An 18673-nucleotide genomic window follows, 5' to 3' on the forward strand; every position below is an offset into this window, starting at 1 on the left:
TTATTTAGCGCTCAACTCTAGCTCATCTGTTTGCTGATTTATATTGAATTTAAATCGCGATAAAAAGTTCATTCCTAGCAAACCTTGCCCACGTGTGTTTTCAATGCTCAACACTTCAAAACCATAAATAATTTGCGAGCCCACTCTAAACGATTCAATTTGATAACGCTTTACAACAATTTGACCATTAGCTGTGTTGACCGTTACATCGCCTAAATATAAGGGTTGTGGCGAAATTTGCTCAATTATACTAGTAGGTAGCGAGGTTATGCTTGCGCCTGTATCAATCATTAATTCGGTCGATAGATTATTATTTATTTCGGTGTTTATTAAGTAGTGCGCGCCGTAAGGCGTTAAAGCAACGAAGTCGTCTTGCGATTGTGCTTTATTGATCATAGCTTGCAGTGTTTGCACTTGGCTTTTCAGATTGTGCTGGTTTGGCATTCGATCAAGGGTTGCTTGTGCGCTAATTAAATCACCTTGCTGATAGTAGGCATACGCAAGCGGATATAAAAACTGTGCGTTTTCGCTTTTATAGTCGAGCCAAATTTGTGTTTGCTCAATAATAGCTTGCCAATTTTGTTGCTCAGTTAATGTGTGTAATTCGTTTTGAGTGAGCGTATTTAAACGTGTATTTACGTTACTTTGCTGATCAGCAGGCAGTAATAAATTAAGCTCAAATAAAGCAATAATGGCATTTTGTGTTTGCTCGCTATTTATTAAATACTCAACCTGTAAATTAAGTAACTCTACGTTATAAGGGTTGTTATTTAATAGCGCATTGAGAAATGATTCGCTGAGTAATAAATTGCTATTTAGCCATGTTTTAAGCTGCACTAGCCACGATGAATAAAGGTTTATTGCGATTTCTGGATTGCTGCTTTTGAGTTGTTGATAGCTACTAAGTGCGGCTTCAAATTGGTGTTTTTTAAACTGCTGCTTTGCCGTATTTAATAGCGTATTTTGCTGTTTAGGCGATATGCTTTTTTCAGTACCTTGCGTTTTTTGTACTTTGGTTGGCGCGGGCTGCGGCCACAATAAATAAGCGTTAAGGCTAAGTGAGCCAATTAATAACAAGGTAATTGGCTTGGTATAGTGGCTCATTGTGACCTCTTATTTAATGCAATTGGTATTATTTAATAAAGTGCGTTAGGGCATGAATATTGGCTATTTCAATATCAGCTAGCCCTTTATAAGCATAATTGGCGTCTTGATCGTTTAACCATACCGATTGGCAACCGGCATTATTTGCGCCTTGTACGTCGGTATCTAGGCTATCGCCAATGTGTAAAATTTCACTTTTAGCAACGTTTAAGTGCTCGGCGGCTTTATCAAATAAGGTGCTGTGAGGTTTTGCTTTACCGTGCATACCGGCTTGTAATACAAGCGAAAATTTATTGTGTAAGTTAAAGCGTTCAATTTCAACATTACCATTAGTTATAGCAACCAGCGTAAAGTGCTGGGCTAAGTTATCTAGCAGCTTTAGTACGTCATCGGTTACCACTATTTTACTGCGCGCATCGGCAAAGGCGTTGTAGGCAGCATCGGCATGATGCTCTACCTCTTCCTCATTCAAATCTAGTTTAGAAAGGGCTAAGCGCAATGTATGTTGGCGCCATTTAGTGACGTTATCAGCAAGTTCAGGTAACTGTAATACGGCCTCATTGCGGCATTGTTGCCAGTATTTTGGGCCTTGGGCTAAGTAGCTAGGGAGCGCATTTAAATAATCTTGCTGCGCTTTAACCGCTGCTTTTATGATGGGGTGATTGTTGTAAAGAGTGTCGTCTAAATCAAAGCTCATGACAGAAAATGGCTTAATAGCACGATTAAATCGGATCATTTTTATTTACCTAATCAGTTCGTTTTTTTGCACGAGGGTGAGTGTTGTCGTACACCTTGGCTAAATGTTGAAAATCTAAATGTGTATACACTTGTGTAGCCGACAAACTGCTGTGCCCTAGTAATTCTTGCACGGCGCGTAAATCACCAGATGATTCTAAAATATGTGACGCGAACGAGTGGCGCAGCTTATGCGGGTGAACCTGCGAGCTAATACCTTGTTTTATTCCCCACTCTTGCATACGCAGGCGTACTTGGCGAATCGAAATACGATTTTTTTGGCTACTTAAAAAAATGGCTATTTCATCGGGCTTTGTAAACTGAGGGCGTATTGTGAGCCATTTTTTTAATGCGTCTAACGCTTTTTTACCCACCGGAATTAACCGCTCTTTATTGCCTTTACCACGCACTAAAATTTCGCCATTGGCAGCGCTAATATCTTGCATGTTAGCGCCAACTAACTCGCTTATACGCAGCCCTGATGAATACATCAACTCCATCATTGCTTTATCTCTAATAGCGAGAGGTTCGTCGTCGGGTATTTCGAGCAAGCGTGCCATTTGATCTACATCGAGGTTTTTAGGTAAAGGCTTTGCAAACTTAGGGCCTTTTATACCCACTGCCGGATTATGGTAATGCGATTGCTCGGCAATGTTTTTTGCTTTTAAAAACTTATACAAACTGCGAATGCAGCTGAGCTTTAAGCTAATAGTACGGCCACTTAATTGTTTTGAACGCAGTGCCATGCTGTAGCGGCGAATATGCTCGCCTTGCACGCCAAACCAGTCATCACATAATTTGTTAAAATAAAGAGCTGCAAAGCTAAGCTGGCTTACGTATTGATTAACTGTGTGCGCTGAATATTGTTTTTCAAACTTTAAATAGTCGCTAAATAGCATTATGGGTGTGCGCCAATTGTCGCTTAATTGGGTAATGTTAGGCGCGTCTTCACTCATGCTAGTTCAAGTAAACGTAGTTGTAATGAACGTACAAAATCGAGAGCAAATAAATTATCTTGTGTGGGCTCAAAATGGTTAGCATTATTGCTACCAAAAGCCAATATGGCAATTGGGTTTACAGCCTCTCCAATTAAGTAAATAGCCGTTGATTGTGTTGTTTCATTAAATAACAACAGGCTTTCTTGTTGATCTATGCGGCCTAAATAATGGCTTGAATTAGTTAGGCGGTGAGCAATCAGTTCATCATAATTTTTGTTGTACTTTAATAATTTACAATTGCTTATTGTTGGGTTTGTGCAAATAATATTTTGTAAGTTACTTGCTAATGTATTGAAGTCGTAGTTACTCCAAAGCTGGCGATGACATTGACTAAATAAGCGATAAACAAACTCGTTTTGAGTTGCGTGTTGGCTCATGGTCTCTATTTGGTTTTTTAAAAGCGTATTATGCTCGCGTAGCTGGCGTTGTTGAATATGTACTAGCGATGTTGTACCTTGAGTTTGCTGCTGCAGTTCAAGTTGGACTAGTAGTTCTGGATGCTGAATTAAAAAATCAGGGTGTTGCTGCAAGTAATCAATAACTTGCTCTTTATTTAGCTCGGTCATAGCGCGACTTGTCCATCGAATACATGCTCTGCTGGGCCTGTCATACGTACTGGGTGACCTTCGCCACTCCAGCGTACTTGCAAACTTCCACCTGGCAAATCGACTTGAACGGTTGTTGATAATTTATTTTGAATATGACCAATAACCATTGCTGCACACGCGCCAGTTCCACACGCTAGGGTTTCGTTAACGCCGCGCTCCCAAACTCTTAATTTAATGTGCTCTTGCGATACAACCTGCATAAAGCCAATGTTCGCTTTTTGCGGAAAGCGTTCATGGTTTTCAAGCAATGGACCCAATATATCAACTTGGGCGGTAGTGATATCGTCAACTTCCAGCACACAATGCGGATTACCCATAGATACCGCGCCACTAAATACCGTGTGCTCTTGCGTTCTAATAATATAAGTAAGCTCACGCTTGCTGGCTTTTAAAGGGATTTTACTTGGCTCAAAATTAGGATGGCCCATGTTAACCGTTACTTGACCGTCTTTTTCTATGTAGAGCGTTAAGTTGCCCGACTTGGTCGATACACTAATTTTGTGCTTGTTAGTAAGGCCTTTCATACGTACAAAACGGGCAAAACAGCGTGCGCCGTTGCCGCATTGCTCTACTTCGGTACCGTCGGCATTAAAAATTCGATAATGAAAGTCGAGATCGGGAGAGTACGGCGCTTCAACCATCAGTAATTGGTCAAAGCCAATGCCAAAATGGCGATCTGCCAGTTTTTTGATTTGATCTCGCGACAAAAAAACATTTTGTGTAATGTTATCAATCACAACAAAGTCGTTGCCTAAGCCGTGCATTTTGGAAAAATTAACTAACATAGCGCTCTAATTCGGTTTTGCTCTGTGCTAATCATGCCACAGAGCAGCTAGTAGACAAAAACGTTTATGGTAAAACTTTCTCACCTTGATAAAGGCTTTCAATAGTTTCGCGTTCGCGAATAAGGTGATGCTGCTGACCATCTACCATTATTTCTGCAACACGCGGGCGCGAGTTGTAGTTTGAGCTCATGGTAAAACCATATGCCCCCGCACTTCTTTGTGCGAGTAAATCGCCTTGTTTGAGTGCAAGTTCGCGGTCTTTTCCTAAAAAGTCGCCGGTTTCGCACACCGGCCCCACAATATCAAAGTTGTGAGTCGGTGTTTCGTCGTTGCGCACGGATACCGGAATAATTTTTTGCCACGCTTGATAAAGCGCAGGGCGAAGCATATCGTTCATACCAGCATCTACAATGGCAAAAAATTTGTCTTGGTTTTGTTTAATAAATTCAACTTGAGTAACTAAAATACCTGCGTTAGCTGCAATAGCGCGCCCTGGTTCAAAAATTAGTTCAAGGTGTTTATAGTTAGCTAAGCGCTCGGTAACTTGCGCTGCATATTCACTTGGGTGCGGTGGTTGCTCGTTGTTGTACGGTACGCCTAAACCGCCACCAATATCTAAATGAGTTAGCTCAATACCGTTAGTTTTTAGCTCATCAATAAGCGCCATTAGTTTATCAAGGGCTTCTAAAAAAGGTCTGACTTGCGTTAATTGAGAGCCAATATGACAATCGACACCAATTACTTTTAAACCAGGTAAAGCCGCTGCTTGTTGATAAACACTCACTGCTGTTTGAATATCAATACCAAATTTATTCTCTTTTAAACCGGTAGAAATATACGGATGTGTTTTTGCATCTATATCGGGGTTTACGCGAATAGAAATAGGCGCTTCTAGGTTAAGCTCGCAAGCCACTTCAGAAATACGTTCAAGCTCAGAGGCTGATTCAACGTTAAAACATTTAATACCCAGCTTTAATGCATACGCTATTTCGTCAGACGTTTTAGCCACGCCTGAAAAAACCACTTTAGAGGCGTCGCCACCTGCTTTAATTACACGCGCAAGTTCGCCTTTGGATACAATATCGAAACCCGAACCTAAGCGCGCTAATATATTAAGCACGGCAATATTTGAGTTTGCTTTTACAGCGTAACATACCAGGCTTTTGTGATTTGTAGTGGCGTTAGCAAACGCTAAGTAATGGCGCTCAAATGTAGCACGCGAGTAAACATAACATGGCGTACCGTATTGCTGCGCTATGCTTGCCACACTGACGTCTTCGGCAAATAATTGGTTGTTTTTGTAATTAAAATAATCCATTTATTGCTCCTGACTTTGCTGTGCTTTGGCTTGCTCAGCGGTAGTGGCTGGCTGAGCTGTATTTTGAGGTTGGTTTTGCTCTGTTTGTGGCTCTGGTAAATATAACGGACCGCTTTGTCCGCAGCCAGCTAAGGCGCTTAACAGTACAGTGCTTATTAATAGTTTTTTTAATTGTAAGGTATGTGTCGCTTTCATTAGATTAATACGGTTGCTGGCTTTATAATCGCAGAGTAACAGAATATCTAAAAAATGCAGCTATTCGCGGATGATTTTATTCCTGTTACACTAGCTGCATACTTTTAAAGCTAAAACGTACCCAATATTAGGCGGCTCGCCTGCAAAGGAAATAACAATGACTGAACACGAATATCACCAATTAGCCGAAGCCCTTATGTTCACTATTGAAGAGCAGGTTGATGATTGCGAAGCTGATTTAGATTATGAATCGGCACAAGGTATTTTAGAAATTATTTTTCCTGATAAAAGTAAAATAGTGATCAATAAGCAAGCACCTCTTCATCAAGTATGGGTTGCGACTAAGTTTAACGGTCATCATTTTGAAATGCGCGATGGGTTATGGATTGATAATCGCTCTGGTGCAGAATTTTGGGCATTTATTAATGAAGCGTCAACGCGCCAAGCTGGCCAAGAAGTTAAATGGCAATCAACACTATGAGTTTAGAATTTGTAGAATACCCAGCCCAAGGTGAGCACAAAGCGACCGTTATTTGGTTACATGGCTTAGGCGACTCTGGGGATGGTTTTGCACCAGTAGCACCGCAATTAAACCTACCAAGCGAGCTTGGTATACGGTTTATTTTTCCGCATGCGCCAGTACAACCGGTCACCATAAATGGTGGTATGGAAATGCGCTCTTGGTACGATATTAAATCTATAGAGTTAGATAAACGCGCTGATGAGCAAGGTGTGAGAGATTCGGCTGCTAAAGTAGAAGAATTAATCAACACAGAAATAGCAAATGGCATACCTGCTAATAAAATTATTTTAGCAGGTTTTTCTCAAGGTGGTGTTGTGTCGCTGCATTTAGCGCCGCGCTTTGAGCAAAAGCTTGGCGGTGTTATGGCGCTTTCTACTTATATGTGTGTGCCACAAAAATTTGCTGATGAAGCAAAACATACCGATTTAAATGTATTTATGGCGCATGGTAGTCAAGATAATGTTGTACCTTATAGCGCAGGTAAAAGTGCGTTTGAAGTATTAACAGCACATAACATGGATGTAAGCTGGCAAGAATATCCAATGGCTCATCAAGTTTGCGCAGAAGAATTGCAAGCTATTCGCCAATGGTTGGTTGCTCGTTTAAGTTAATTTTGGAATCGCTGAGGTCAATATGAGTCAAAAAATAGTTATTAAAGCAAATGTTAAACGCGAACTACAAGAGAGCTTACCAACGGTAAGCTACGAGTGGAATTGGCGTCGTATTGTGAGTATTGCTATGTTGGTATTAATGACCTCTGCAGCTGTTGTGTATGGTTTAACAACGTCAGTCAGTGCAGAACAAGGCGAGCATCCAAATGAGCAAGAGCACTTTTTAAGTTTTAGTAATAACGCAGAGAACCAGACAAGCGATGAAGTAACGGATGTTGAGCCAGAATTATCGGTAAACAATATCCCAGATGAGTCTGTGGAGATAACGCAGACGAGTATCGAACCGTTGTCAGCTGCGCAAAACGAAAATCAAAAAAACATCTCAAGTAAAACACTAGGCGAAGTCGAACTTGTAAATAATAATACGGTTTTATTAGCTAACAACGATATTGTTACTGATCAAAGCGAAAGCATCAATATAGAGTTAAACTCAAATATTGATAATGAAGTACAAGAAGAAATCGCAGAAGCTCAAAATGAAGCTGAGCTAGCCAATCAGAGCGACTTACTCTTAGAGCTAGAAAACGATGATGGCGCATTGAGTGGCACTGAAGGTTTTTCGCCTACCGCGCAAGTTGCAAGTGTGGCATTGGGCGCGCAAATAGACACGGGTAAAATTAGCCGTGCAGTACTTACTCGAAAAGTAAGCCGACGTGAGCCTACTAATGTGTTTGCTGCTGACATTCGTTTAAGTCAGTTTGAGGAGTCATTATCATTTTTTAGTGAACTTAAAGGCTTACAAGGTCAGCAGGTAAAGCATGTGTGGTCTTTTGAGGGCACTACGATGGCTGAAATTTCGCTCAATGTAACCTCTACTCGCTACAGAACATACTCAACGAAAAATATTATGGCCACGCAAACAGGTCACTGGCGTGTAGATGTCGTTGATGGGCAAGGTAACTTGATAGCTCAAAAAGAATTTAGAATTTTAGCAGACTAAAACTAGCTAAACGCAGTAATTAATTGGATACCCTTATGACAGAAAAAACAAAATTAGTACGTATCGCAACGCGTAAAAGCGCCTTAGCACTTTGGCAGGCCGAATTTGTGAAAGCAGAGCTTGAGCGTTTTCATGCAGATGTGTGCGTAGAATTAGTCCCTATGTCGACGCAAGGGGATATAATTTTAGATACGCCATTGGCTAAAATTGGCGGTAAAGGCTTATTTGTTAAAGAGCTAGAGCAAGCTATGTTAGATGGTCGCGCTGATATTGCCGTGCATTCTATGAAAGACGTGCCAGTAGAGTTCCCAGAAGGATTGGAACTACATACTATTTGTGAGCGTGAGGATCCGCGTGATGCGTTTGTATCAAATAACTTTGCTAATTTAGGCGAGTTACCACAGGGCGCTATTGTAGGTACTTCTAGTTTGCGTCGTCAGTGTCAAATTAAAGCGCTTCGCCCTGATTTAGATATTCGTGATTTACGCGGCAATGTAAATACGCGTTTAGGTAAATTAGATGACGGCCAATACGATGCTATTATTTTAGCGGCAGCGGGGCTTATTCGTTTAGAAATGGAGTCGCGTATTGCTGATTACATAGAGCCAGAAGTGTCATTACCAGCAAATGGTCAAGGCGCTGTAGGTATCGAGTGTCGTATTGATGATGAAGTAACAAAAGCATTACTTGCACCACTTGAGCATACACAAACACGTATTCGCGTAAACGCAGAGCGCTCTATGAACCGCTATTTAGAAGGTGGCTGCCAAGTTCCTATTGGTGCTTATGCATTAGTTGATGGCGAGCAAGTACATTTACGTGGTTTAGTTGGCGCTGTGGATGGCAGTGAAATTTTACGTGACGAAGTAACAGGTCATGTAAATGACGCAGAAAAATTAGGTATTGAGCTTGCTAAAAAATTACTAGCTCAAGGTGCAGATAAAATATTAGCTGAAGTTTATAGAGACGCATAAATGACACATATTCTGATAACTCGGCCCGAAGGAAAAGGCGCAGCCCTTGCTCAGCAACTTGAGCAAGCGGGTTATCAGGCGTCTTTGTTTCCGGTATTAAAAATAACGCATTTAACACCCTCTAGCACTGAACTTAGTCCGCTGTTAAATGCGGATAAAATAATATTTATATCGCAAGATGCAGTCAGTGCACTTTCGCAATTAAAACCCGATATAAATACTAAAGCTCAATTTTATGCGGTTGGGCAACAAACAGCCGACATTATATATGAGCAATTTGGTGTGCGCGCAGCATTACCAAAGCAGTATGATTCAGAAGGGTTGCTTGCGCTTAAATCACTCGCAGAGGTTGATGGCAGTAATATAGTGTTAGTTAAGGGGCAAGGTGGCCGCCCTGAGTTAGCTAAAACGCTCAAAGAGCGCGGTGCTTTTTTAAATAATTGTGTTGTGTACAAACGTGAACCCACAAAGAGTATTCCCCCTAACTGGACAGACCACTGGAAAAGCCAGAATGTACACGGTATAGTCATAACAAGTAATGCTGCAGTTGATGCTATATTTAAAAGCCTTGCTGCACACCAACTACAATGGTTACAACAGTGCCAATTTTATGTTGCCAGCGAGCGGATAGCCGCTTATTTAAAGCTGCAACAAGTAAGCTTGGCTAATATACATATTGCAGCAGGGGCTAGCGATGATGCTATGTTTACCTGCATAAATCAGCAAGGTAGCAACATGAGCGAACAGTCAAAGCCAGTTACGGCAGAAAAAGCCACACCAACAACAGCTAACACAGCCTCAGCTAAATCAACAAAGCAAGAGCCTGTAGCTACAAAAAATACGGCAGACAAAAATAAACAAAAGGTAAGTAAGGTTGCAGCACTTGCGCTTTTAATTTCGTTAATTGTGGCCTCTGGTGTTGGATACGAGTTTTATCAAAAATTAAATGCTGGTAAGGCGCAAAACCTAGCCGTTAATGAGTTAAGCGAGCAAAATAAGTTACTCGTTCAAGAGCTGCAAGCACTTAAATCGGCGCAATCTAATTTACAGCAAGCGCTGTTTAATAGTGAGAAAAAAATTGCCACAGCCCTCAGTGAAAGTACAGCTCAAAATCAGCAAGAATTGAAAGCCGCTTTGCAAAAGGCGCAGCAACAAGGCTCGTCTCTAAACCCACAAGAAGTAACCAGTTTACAACGTATGGCTGAGTTTAAACTATGGGCTGAAAAAGATTACCAAGGCACTAGTGCTGTTTTAAAACGCTTAGATGGATTACTTAGTGAGCATCCAGGAACAGTTGAAGTTCGCCAAGCTATTATGCAAGACATACAAACACTTGATAGCCTCAAACCAATAGCAACAGAGGCTATTTATTTACAGCTAAACAGTGTACTAAGCAGTATTGACGACTTAGTTTTTAATGCGGTTAATTTGCCAGAAGAAGTTACCGAAGTAGATGAAAATGTATTAAGTGAAGACATAAATGATTGGCAGCAGAATTTAAATAACAGCTGGGGTCGCTTCTTAGACAGCTTTTTAACACTTCACCATCGAGAAGGAGGAGTAGTTGCTCCATTTCTTGATGAGCAAGAGCGTCACCTCGTTAATCAACGTATTAAGCTTTATATTACTCAGGCACAAGATGCGTTACTTAGTAAACAAGCTAGCATTTACTTTAGTACTTTAAGTGAAGCAAAACGCTTAGTTGATGAGTATTTTAAGAAAGACGATAACGCTACACAAAGGGTTTTAAAATCAATAGCTAGTCTTGAAAAAGAATCACTTAACTTTAACCCTAAAGTAACACTTCAAAGTACACAGCAGGTTAAGGAGTGGGTGCAATGATAGGGCTAATAATACTGGTTATTGCGTTAGTACTTGTTATTGGTGTAGCTCCTTACGTTATAAATGAGAAAGGTTATGTCCTTTTCTCATTTAATAACTATACAGTTGAGGGCACTATGATTGCTTTTTGCGGTACAGTGATTGTTATTACTGCGATCGTATTTATTACATATAAGCTAATCCGCTACTTATTATCGATTTATCATAATACTAAACATGGCTTTTTTGCACGTAATCAAGAGCGCAAACAAGCAGCTATTGAGCAGGCTCTGTGGAGTGCTATTAACGATGATTATGAGCATGTAGAGCAGGCTTTATCGGGTAATAGTGTGCCAGATAAGTTTGAAGATATTCGCTTAGCATTACTTGCAAAAGCAGCGCTTGCTAATAATCAAACAGATAAAGCACTTGAGCGTTTATTTGAAATAAGCCCTGAGCATCAACTAAAAGTCGCGAAACTTTGGCTAGCAAGTGGCGATAGTAGCGCAATTGAATCGCAGATGCGTGTAAGCGCCGAATCTAAAAAAGCTACTGCGCTTGAGTTAAAGCTGTATACCGAAGTGTTGGTGCAACAGCAGCACTTTAATGCTTTAGAAGACGTTTTACCAAGATTGTTACGCAAAAAGGTGTTTTCAAGCGAGCAGTGGACATGTGTTTTTAATGCTTACTTTTCAGCTCTGCCAATTGAAAAAATTACACATAAATATAAACAGCTTCCTAAAAAGCTACAAGCTTATGCGCATACTGCTTATTTAGCGAAAATGGCAGCGATAGGTCAGCTAGCTGTAATTGAGGGCGACTTGATAAAAATGGTTAAACACAACGAACAGCACAATCAACTTGCCCATATCTTAAATGGCGCAGCCAATGCTGATGCAATCAAGTTGCAGACCTGCATTCAAGAGCGCCTTAAAAAAGATGAAAGTAATAATGCTTTATTACTAGCACTTGCTTGCCTTGCCAATGCACAAGGTGACTATGATTTAGCCGCAAGGGTATTTGATAAAGCGTTGAACTCTGAAAATAAAAAACAGTACGCGGAACAAGCTGCGCTAAGCTATAGTAAAAGTGCACAAACTGAGAAAGCACTGGTTTTGTATCAATGAGCTTAAATATGAAAAACTAAACTAAACTAAACTAAACTAAACTAAACTAAACTAAACTAAATGTAAGTACAGGTATAGGAGCTGAGTATTGAAAAATTTATTCGTATTAACTTTCAGCCTAGCCAGTGCTTACTTTTTAACTGGATTTGCTAGTAATCTTCTTCTTTCTATTGATGGTTATGCCGTTGCTTCATGGCCTCCTTCGGGCATTGCACTGGCTGGACTTTTACTGTGGAATCGTAGAGCTTTACCTGGCATCATTATTGGTGCGTTATTAACAAATATAGTTAACCTCGATAGCGCATCTGATATCTTCAATTGGCAAATTGCCATTCAAGCCTTGTTAGTTACTACAGCGTCTGTGTTGCAAGCATGGATAGGCGCTCAATTTATTACAAAAGTTATAAAAGCCCCCCTTGATCTCTCTTCTTTAAAGCATTGTATACAAAGCTTATTTATAGCTGGTCCAGTGTGTTGTGTTCTGGCTGCAGGAGTCGGTACGTTTTTATTAGTTAGTAATCACGTAATACCAGCACATGGCGCTATTGATAATTTTATCGCATGGTGGATAGGTGATAGCGTTGGAGTATTAATTTTTACTCCGCTGGTGCTTGCTGGGTTTAACTATCAACAAGTTCAAAATAGGCTGCAGGTTATTATTCCTTCTCTAATGATATATATCATTATTAGTGCAGGATTTTATACTGCGTCTAATTTTAAAAAAGAAAAGAAATACAAAAACAAGAGCTTAAAATATTGTCTGTTCAAGATGCTATAAGCCAACGAATTGATGAAGTGTCAGCCCATCTAAGCTTGCTAGCAACATTTTTTGCAAGTAGTGATGAGGTGACTTTTGATGAATTTAAGCTATTCACTTCTAAACAGCTTAGTTATAGTCAAGAAATTGTTGCATTTGAATGGGTACCTTACATTTCAGCAGAGCAATTAGCCGATTTTGAACGCTCAGAAAACACTCAATACATTGATGATTACTATGTAAAAGAAAGATGGTCAGAAGGGGTATGGGAGCCAGTAAGTTCACGTGACTTTTATTACCCTGTACTTTATGCATACCCATTGATTGGTAATGCAAGTGTTGTTGGTTTTGACTTAGCCTCAAATAAAGGGAGGGCGGCAGCATTACACAAAGCAAAAATTTTAAATGAGCTAGTGCTAAGTGAGCCCATCGATTTAGTACAAAATACGCAAGAAAAAGGTGTGTTATTTTTGCACCCTGTTTTTGGAAACTCCACTACTGAAGATGACTTTAAAGGGTTTGTTGTTGCAGTAGTAAGCCTTAAAAAATTATCGCAATCGTTATTATTTGACCAAAATAACCTCGTTGCAGCTAGCTTTTTAGATGTGACTTTACCCAATCAAAAACAGAGTATTTACACAGCCGATACTCATTCTTTTGAACTATTAAAAGAATACCAATTACTTATTGGCAAGCGGATCTGGCAAGTGCAATTACATGAGCCTGTAGTTAGAACATCATGGTTAATGTATTGGCTTGCACAAATAGTAGGTATGCTATTTGTGTGGTTATTAATAACTTTTTTGATTTCGGTTACTGGTACAAATATACAAATTCGTGAGCAAGTGGCAAAACAAACTCGTGTTTTACGTCAAGAAAAGCAAAAAGCTGATGAAGCAAGCCATATTAAAAGCCAGTTTTTAGCTAATATGAGTCATGAGGTGCGCACACCTATTAATGGTATAAAAGGACTGCACTATTTAGCGCTGCAGCAAAATGATTGGCCACAGGCTCGAACTTATATAGAGCAAGCGGATGGTGCGCTTGGTGTGTTACTGAGGGTATTAAACGATGTACTCGATTTCTCTAAGATGGAAGCTGGCAAACTTGATTTAGTACAAGAGCCAATTAATGTGGGTCGCTTAGTGGATGAAGTGACGAATTTAATGCAATTTGAAGTAGATGTTAAGTCACTGGAATTGCATCTCGATTACGATAAAACAACAAACTTAACTATTCATACCGATCCTATTCGTTTAAAACAAATACTTTTAAATTTACTTAATAATGCAGTTAAATTTACAGCGCAAGGCTGCATAACACTTAAAGTATGGCAATCAAAAAAGATGACTTATTTTAGTGTTAACGATACGGGTATTGGTATTAGTGAAGCAGCTCAAAAACAGTTGTTTAAACCTTTTTCTCAAGCCGATAGTTCTACTTCTCGACAATATGGTGGCACAGGACTAGGTTTGAGTATTTGCAAAAAACTGGTTGAGTTGATGGGAGGGGCTATTGATTTAGCTAGCCACGAGGGTAAAGGCTCTACTTTTACATTTAGTGTGCCGTTGAATTCCCCCCTACCAAAAGCAGAGCAGGTACAGCAACAATATAATGAGATAGATGTTGAGAGCTTATCGTTTACTGATTATAAGCTGCTTTTAGTTGAGGACAATTCTTTAAATCAACATGTTGCTAGTGCAATATTAAAGACCAAGGGGTGTGTAGCTGATATTGCGAGTGATGGGTTTGAAGCAATAAAAATGTTGACTACCAATAGTTATGACATTGTGCTGATGGATATTCAAATGCCAAATATGGATGGTTTACAGGCAACCAAAGTTATCCGTAATGATTTAGGGCTGATTGATTTACCTATTATTGGTTTGTCTGCCAACGCGCATGATGATGATGTTAAAAAAGCAGTTGCTTGTGGAATGGATAACTATATAACCAAGCCAATTGATGCTAATACGCTATTTAAAACACTGTGGCATCATTTATCACATAAATAAGTTACGTTATTTTTGCACAAAAAGCAGACATATGACCGCTTAAACTTACCGCAAACCATATAGACTTGAAAAATAACTATATCTGCGTATCATGCGCGCAAATTTAACTAAACTGGGTTGCTATTATGATCAATAGAAAATTACCTTTGCTAGATATTCACCGCCATTTAGACGGTAATGTACGTGCGCAAACCATATTAGAACTTGGTCGTCAGTTTAATATAGAGTTACCTGCAGATAATGTTGAGGCACTCATTCCTCATGTTCAAGTTATTGATCCTGAGCCAAATCTTATGGCTTTTTTACAAAAGTTAGATTGGGGTGTTGCAGTACTTGGCGACTACGATGCGTGTAGGCGCATAGCGATTGAAAACATTGAAGATGCTCAAGCCCAAGGCCTTGATTACGTAGAGCTTCGTTTTAGCCCTTACTATATGGCACAAAGCCAAGGTTTACACCCGCAAGGGGTTGTAGAAGCGGTTGTTGATGGTATTAAATCAGCAACAAAAGGCGCAAACATAAAAGCAAATTTAATTGGTATTTTATCGCGTACTTATGGCGTAAAAACATGCCAGAAAGAGCTTGATGCATTACTCGCATTTAAAAATGATTTAGTAGCGGTTGATTTAGCGGGTGACGAAATTGGCTTCCCGGGTGAGTTGTTTGTAGCGCACTTTAAACAGGTACGAAATGCCTATTTAGCATCGACTATTCATGCTGGAGAAGCTCTTGGTGCTCCGAGTATTTGGCAAGCAATTAATGAATTAGGGGCGAGCCGAATAGGGCATGGCGTTAAAGCCATTGAAGATCCAAAGCTCATGGATTACTTACGCGATAATCGCATTGGTATTGAGTCATGCTTAACAAGTAATATTCAAACCAGTACAGTGAGCGACCTAGCTAAGCATCCACTTAAGCAGTTTTTAGATCACGGTATTTTAGCGTGTATTAATACTGATGATCCTGCTGTGGAAGGGATTGAAATTGAGTATGAATATGCAGTTGCAGCACCTCAAGCTGGTTTATCTCAAGCTGATATGGAAAAAGCCCAAGCAAATGCATTAGAAATAGCATTTTTAAGCGATGGCGATAAAAAAGAACTTTCGGCAATCGTTAGCGCACGTTAATTTAAGAGTATTAAAAATGCCGCTTTATATAAGCGGCATTTTGTTATCTGCAATTTAGTGTGTTTGGCAGCTTATGTAATTATCGTAAAGTGCTTTAAGTACATCTGCCCGGCTGATCATACCGATTACTTTAATGCCATCTACAACTGGGTAGTTTTTTGGTTTACCAGGCTGCATTTTTTCAGCAAGCTCAATAATATTTGTATCACCATCTATAGTAACGACTCCTGTTTGCATAAGCTGCGATACTTTTACTATACCATCACAAAAATAACTGCTTTGCATAAGTGGCTTTAAAAGCTCTTGTTCGGAAATAAATCCGACTAGGCATTTATCTTTATCGAATACTGGTGCACCAAGCAGTTTAAATTTTTGTAGTTCTGCTATAGCGGTGGTCATTTCTGTATCTGGTGTTATGTTTGGTAACTTGCGTTGCATAAAATCTTTTACTTTTGTATTTAGCATTTGGGTCTCTCCCGCTGATGTTCTATACAAAGTATGGTTTATAGATAGGGATTTAGGAAATTGTTTATACTGATGAGATTGATAGATTTTAACTATTGAATTTTTGTTATTATAAAAATAAAGGCACTAGGTGCCTTTATTTATAAGTAAAAGTTAATTTTAATTACTTTATAAATGCGAATGCGTCGGCGTACATGTTTTCACGAATTGCACCATGAGTAATAAAGTCATCACGGACTATACCTATCATGTCAAAACGACCCGCCATATAAATATCATATGGGGCAAGTGATACGATATCTTGCATTACGGCTTTGTGTACATAGCCAGTATGACCTTGCCAATTCGCTGATGGATTTTCTACCACAGGGATAAACTCAAAGTTTTTATGGCTATCGGCCCATGTTTGCATTTCTGTGTGCGCGTATAAAGCTGACTCTTCTTTTACACCCCAGTAAAATAATACAGGACGGTCGCACTTAATTTCAGCTAAGTGATCAGCCATTGATTTTGCGTATGAAAAACCAGTACCGCCGGCGAGTAAAATAATAGGACGCTCACATTGCAGGCGCAACTGTGAAATACCTAGGCCAGCTTCAATGTCTACTAACTGCCCTGTGGTATGGGCGTTTCGTAAATGTTCTAACGATTGCATTGCATAAGAATCGGCACCAGATGCGCCAATATGCAGTTCTATTGCATCGCACTGTGAAGGGCGGCTAGCAATAGAAAAAGCACGTTTGTCTTTTTCGCCTAATACGAGTTGCATGTATTGGCCAGCTTCAAAGGTCACAGGTTGTTGTGGCTTTAAAATTACTTTATGAACAAATTCTGTAAGTGGGCTGATAGCTACAACTTCAGCTTTTAATGTTTGCATTTTTTACCTTTTAGCAGCGCTTTTAACAGCAGATACGCAATCGAATGACTCGATTCTAACATATCTGCAGGGTTATTTTATAGCCTGTTATGTACTTACATATAAACACTTAAACAATATTAAGGCTTTCCCAAATATCATCTACGCGGTCTTTGGTGTCTTTATCCATAACAATAGGCTCGCCCCATTCGCGGGTGGTTTCGCCAGGCCATTTATTGGTAGCATCCATTCCCATTTTTGAACCAAGGCCAGAGACTGGCGATGCAAAATCGAGATAATCAATAGGTGTGTTCTCTATTAATGTTGTATCACGCGCTGGATCCATTCGGGTTGTTATAGCCCAAATAACATCTTCCCAATCACGGGCATTAATATCGTCATCGCACACAATTACAAACTTGGTATACATAAACTGACGTAAGAACGACCAAACCCCCATCATCACGCGCTTGGCATGGCCAGGATATTGTTTTTTCATTGTTACAATCGCCATACGGTACGAGCATCCTTCTGGCGGAAGGTAAAAGTCGACAATTTCAGGAAATTGCTTTTGTAATATCGGCACAAACACTTCATTAAGTGCTACACCTAAAATCGCAGGCTCATCAGGCGGTCGGCCAGTAAATGTGCTGTGATAAATAGGGTCTTTACGATGCGTTAAGTGAGTGACCGTCATTACTGGAAAGTCATCTACTTCATTATAGTAACCGGTATGGTCACCATAAGGGCCTTCTGGCGCCATTTCACCAGGCATTATGTAACCTTCAAGTACTATTTCTGCACTGGCAGGGACTTGTAGGTCATTTGAAATAGATTTTACAACTTCGGTTCTGCTACCACGTAATAAGCCAGCGAATGCATATTCGCTTAGAGTGTCAGGTACAGGCGTTACGGCACCTAATATAGTGGCAGGATCGGCACCTAGTGCTACCGATACAGGGTAAGGTTGCCCTGGGTTTTCTTTACACCATTCTTGAAAATCAAGCGCGCCACCACGATGTGACAACCAACGCATAATTATTTTATTTTTTCCTAATAATTGCTGGCGATAAATACCCAGATTTTGGCGTTTTTTATATGGGCCTTTAGTGACCGTAAGGCCCCAAGTAATTAATGGCGCTGCATCACCTGGCCAGCAATGCTGAATGGGCAACTTAGTTAAATCGACATCATCACCTTCTAAAACTACTTGTTGGCAAGGCGCTTTTTTAACTTCTTTTGCTGGCATATTAAGCACTTGCTTAAAAATAGGTATAGCGCCTAGAGCTTCTTTAATGCCTTTTGGTGGCTCAGGCTCTTTTAAAAAAGCGAGCAGTTTACCGACTTCACGTAGCTCGCTAACCTCTGTTTGGCCCATTCCCATAGCAACGCGCTTTGGTGTACCAAATAAGTTGGTAAGCACCGGCATATCGTAGCCTTTTGGATTTTCGAATAATAACGCAGGACCTTTTGCACGCAATGTGCGATCAGATATTTCGGTCATTTCAAGATACGGGTCGATTTCTTGGGTGATACGTTTAAGTTCGCCTTTTTTCTCAAGTAAATCGATAAAATCACGTAGATCTTTATATTTCATTGTGGGCCGCTATTAAGCAAAAGAGTTGAAGTATTATACCCATTTCATGCAAGGCAA

17 protein-coding genes and 1 pseudogene are annotated in these 18673 nt (G+C 40.0%); 8 read left to right on the plus strand and 10 right to left on the minus strand.

Translation table 11 applies throughout. From position 1 onward, the window contains the following. The 7 genes from P20495_RS10645 to P20495_RS10615 form a co-directional block, all read right to left on the minus strand. Positions 1–1104: a retroviral-like aspartic protease family protein gene (locus tag P20495_RS10645; protein ID WP_008136150.1), complete on the minus strand. Its 1104-nt coding sequence runs from the start codon at positions 1102–1104 to the stop codon at positions 1–3. 28 nt (positions 1105–1132) lie between these two features. Next, positions 1133–1840: an HAD-IA family hydrolase gene (locus tag P20495_RS10640; RefSeq protein WP_007377329.1), complete on the minus strand. Its 708-nt coding sequence runs from the start codon at positions 1838–1840 to the stop codon at positions 1133–1135. Between the two features lie 10 nt (positions 1841–1850). Then, entirely contained in the window at positions 1851–2795 is a 945-nt protein-coding gene (locus P20495_RS10635) for a tyrosine recombinase XerC (RefSeq protein ID WP_008136153.1), read from the minus strand. Further along, positions 2792–3403: a DUF484 family protein gene (locus P20495_RS10630; RefSeq protein ID WP_008136155.1), complete on the minus strand. Its 612-nt coding sequence runs from the start codon at positions 3401–3403 to the stop codon at positions 2792–2794. Before P20495_RS10630 ends, P20495_RS10635 begins: the two co-directional genes overlap by 4 nt. After that, positions 3400–4230, minus strand: a complete 831-nt coding sequence (gene dapF, locus P20495_RS10625; RefSeq protein WP_007377332.1) for a diaminopimelate epimerase — start codon at positions 4228–4230, stop codon at positions 3400–3402. Before dapF ends, P20495_RS10630 begins: the two co-directional genes overlap by 4 nt. 64 nt (positions 4231–4294) lie before the next feature. After that, entirely contained in the window at positions 4295–5548 is a 1254-nt protein-coding gene (gene lysA / locus P20495_RS10620) for a diaminopimelate decarboxylase (protein WP_008136156.1), read from the minus strand. Then, positions 5549–5743, minus strand: a complete 195-nt coding sequence (locus P20495_RS10615) for a lipoprotein (RefSeq protein ID WP_008136157.1) — start codon at positions 5741–5743, stop codon at positions 5549–5551. A gap of 157 nt (positions 5744–5900) precedes the next feature. On the opposite strand from P20495_RS10615, the gene cyaY reads away from it, so the two are divergent. From cyaY to add, 8 genes and pseudogenes are all read left to right on the plus strand, one after another. Next, positions 5901–6224, plus strand: coding sequence for an iron donor protein CyaY (gene cyaY, locus P20495_RS10610; protein WP_007377335.1), 324 nt, complete (start codon positions 5901–5903; stop codon positions 6222–6224). After that, positions 6221–6877 (plus strand): alpha/beta hydrolase, encoded by a 657-nt coding sequence (locus tag P20495_RS10605; protein WP_007377336.1) that lies wholly within the window; start codon positions 6221–6223, stop codon positions 6875–6877. Before cyaY ends, P20495_RS10605 begins: the two co-directional genes overlap by 4 nt. A gap of 22 nt (positions 6878–6899) precedes the next feature. Further along, complete coding sequence (locus P20495_RS10600; protein WP_007377337.1) at positions 6900–7877, plus strand: DUF2914 domain-containing protein; 978 nt, start codon at positions 6900–6902, stop codon at positions 7875–7877. A 35-nt stretch (positions 7878–7912) separates the two neighbouring features. Next, the gene (gene hemC / locus P20495_RS10595) at positions 7913–8851 is read left to right on the plus strand and encodes a hydroxymethylbilane synthase (protein ID WP_007377338.1); all 939 of its coding nucleotides are present in this window, start codon (positions 7913–7915) and stop codon (positions 8849–8851) included. Continuing rightward, the gene (locus P20495_RS10590; RefSeq protein WP_008136161.1) at positions 8852–10693 is read left to right on the plus strand and encodes a uroporphyrinogen-III synthase; all 1842 of its coding nucleotides are present in this window, start codon (positions 8852–8854) and stop codon (positions 10691–10693) included. Next, positions 10690–11799, plus strand: a complete 1110-nt coding sequence (locus P20495_RS10585; protein ID WP_008136164.1) for a heme biosynthesis HemY N-terminal domain-containing protein — start codon at positions 10690–10692, stop codon at positions 11797–11799. Before P20495_RS10590 ends, P20495_RS10585 begins: the two co-directional genes overlap by 4 nt. Before the next feature lie 88 nt (positions 11800–11887). Then, a pseudogene (locus P20495_RS20525) lies at positions 11888–14571 on the plus strand (CHASE domain-containing protein). Positions 14572–14696: 125 nt separating this feature from the next. After that, positions 14697–15698 (plus strand): adenosine deaminase, encoded by a 1002-nt coding sequence (gene add / locus P20495_RS10580; RefSeq protein ID WP_008136170.1) that lies wholly within the window; start codon positions 14697–14699, stop codon positions 15696–15698. Positions 15699–15752: 54 nt separating this feature from the next. On the opposite strand, the gene P20495_RS10575 is transcribed toward add, so the two are convergent. The 3 genes from P20495_RS10575 to ubiD all read right to left on the minus strand — a co-directional run bounded on the left by P20495_RS10575 (position 15753) and on the right by ubiD (position 18616). Next, complete coding sequence (locus P20495_RS10575; protein ID WP_007377343.1) at positions 15753–16163, minus strand: CBS domain-containing protein; 411 nt, start codon at positions 16161–16163, stop codon at positions 15753–15755. A gap of 163 nt (positions 16164–16326) precedes the next feature. After that, a complete protein-coding gene (fre, locus tag P20495_RS10570; protein WP_008136172.1) occupies positions 16327–17040 on the minus strand; it encodes an NAD(P)H-flavin reductase in 714 nt (237 codons plus the stop codon). Between the two features lie 109 nt (positions 17041–17149). Then, the gene (gene ubiD, locus P20495_RS10565; protein ID WP_007377345.1) at positions 17150–18616 is read right to left on the minus strand and encodes a 4-hydroxy-3-polyprenylbenzoate decarboxylase; all 1467 of its coding nucleotides are present in this window, start codon (positions 18614–18616) and stop codon (positions 17150–17152) included. Between the last annotated feature and the right edge of the window lie 57 nt (positions 18617–18673).

Source organism: Pseudoalteromonas sp. BSi20495, assembly GCF_000241185.1.
In the GTDB taxonomy this organism is placed as follows: Bacteria; Pseudomonadota; Gammaproteobacteria; order Enterobacterales; family Alteromonadaceae; genus Pseudoalteromonas; species Pseudoalteromonas fuliginea.

What these genes read in the sequence shown, in the direction of transcription:
- P20495_RS10590 (WP_008136161.1), top strand. Translation starts at nt 8,852, where the DNA reads ATGACACATATTCTGATAACTCGGCCCGAAGGAAAAGGCGCAGCCCTT.
- dapF (WP_007377332.1), bottom strand. Translation starts at nt 4,230, where the DNA reads ATGTTAGTTAATTTTTCCAAAATGCACGGCTTAGGCAACGACTTTGTT.
- P20495_RS10575 (WP_007377343.1), bottom strand. Translation starts at nt 16,163, where the DNA reads ATGCTAAATACAAAAGTAAAAGATTTTATGCAACGCAAGTTACCAAAC.
- cyaY (WP_007377335.1), top strand. Translation starts at nt 5,901, where the DNA reads ATGACTGAACACGAATATCACCAATTAGCCGAAGCCCTTATGTTCACT.
- P20495_RS10605 (WP_007377336.1), top strand. Translation starts at nt 6,221, where the DNA reads ATGAGTTTAGAATTTGTAGAATACCCAGCCCAAGGTGAGCACAAAGCG.
- fre (WP_008136172.1), bottom strand. Translation starts at nt 17,040, where the DNA reads ATGCAAACATTAAAAGCTGAAGTTGTAGCTATCAGCCCACTTACAGAA.
- ubiD (WP_007377345.1), bottom strand. Translation starts at nt 18,616, where the DNA reads ATGAAATATAAAGATCTACGTGATTTTATCGATTTACTTGAGAAAAAA.
- P20495_RS10635 (WP_008136153.1), bottom strand. Translation starts at nt 2,795, where the DNA reads ATGAGTGAAGACGCGCCTAACATTACCCAATTAAGCGACAATTGGCGC.
- P20495_RS10630 (WP_008136155.1), bottom strand. Translation starts at nt 3,403, where the DNA reads ATGACCGAGCTAAATAAAGAGCAAGTTATTGATTACTTGCAGCAACAC.
- lysA (WP_008136156.1), bottom strand. Translation starts at nt 5,548, where the DNA reads ATGGATTATTTTAATTACAAAAACAACCAATTATTTGCCGAAGACGTC.
- P20495_RS10645 (WP_008136150.1), bottom strand. Translation starts at nt 1,104, where the DNA reads ATGAGCCACTATACCAAGCCAATTACCTTGTTATTAATTGGCTCACTT.
- add (WP_008136170.1), top strand. Translation starts at nt 14,697, where the DNA reads ATGATCAATAGAAAATTACCTTTGCTAGATATTCACCGCCATTTAGAC.
- P20495_RS10615 (WP_008136157.1), bottom strand. Translation starts at nt 5,743, where the DNA reads ATGAAAGCGACACATACCTTACAATTAAAAAAACTATTAATAAGCACT.
- P20495_RS10600 (WP_007377337.1), top strand. Translation starts at nt 6,900, where the DNA reads ATGAGTCAAAAAATAGTTATTAAAGCAAATGTTAAACGCGAACTACAA.
- P20495_RS10585 (WP_008136164.1), top strand. Translation starts at nt 10,690, where the DNA reads ATGATAGGGCTAATAATACTGGTTATTGCGTTAGTACTTGTTATTGGT.
- P20495_RS10640 (WP_007377329.1), bottom strand. Translation starts at nt 1,840, where the DNA reads ATGATCCGATTTAATCGTGCTATTAAGCCATTTTCTGTCATGAGCTTT.
- hemC (WP_007377338.1), top strand. Translation starts at nt 7,913, where the DNA reads ATGACAGAAAAAACAAAATTAGTACGTATCGCAACGCGTAAAAGCGCC.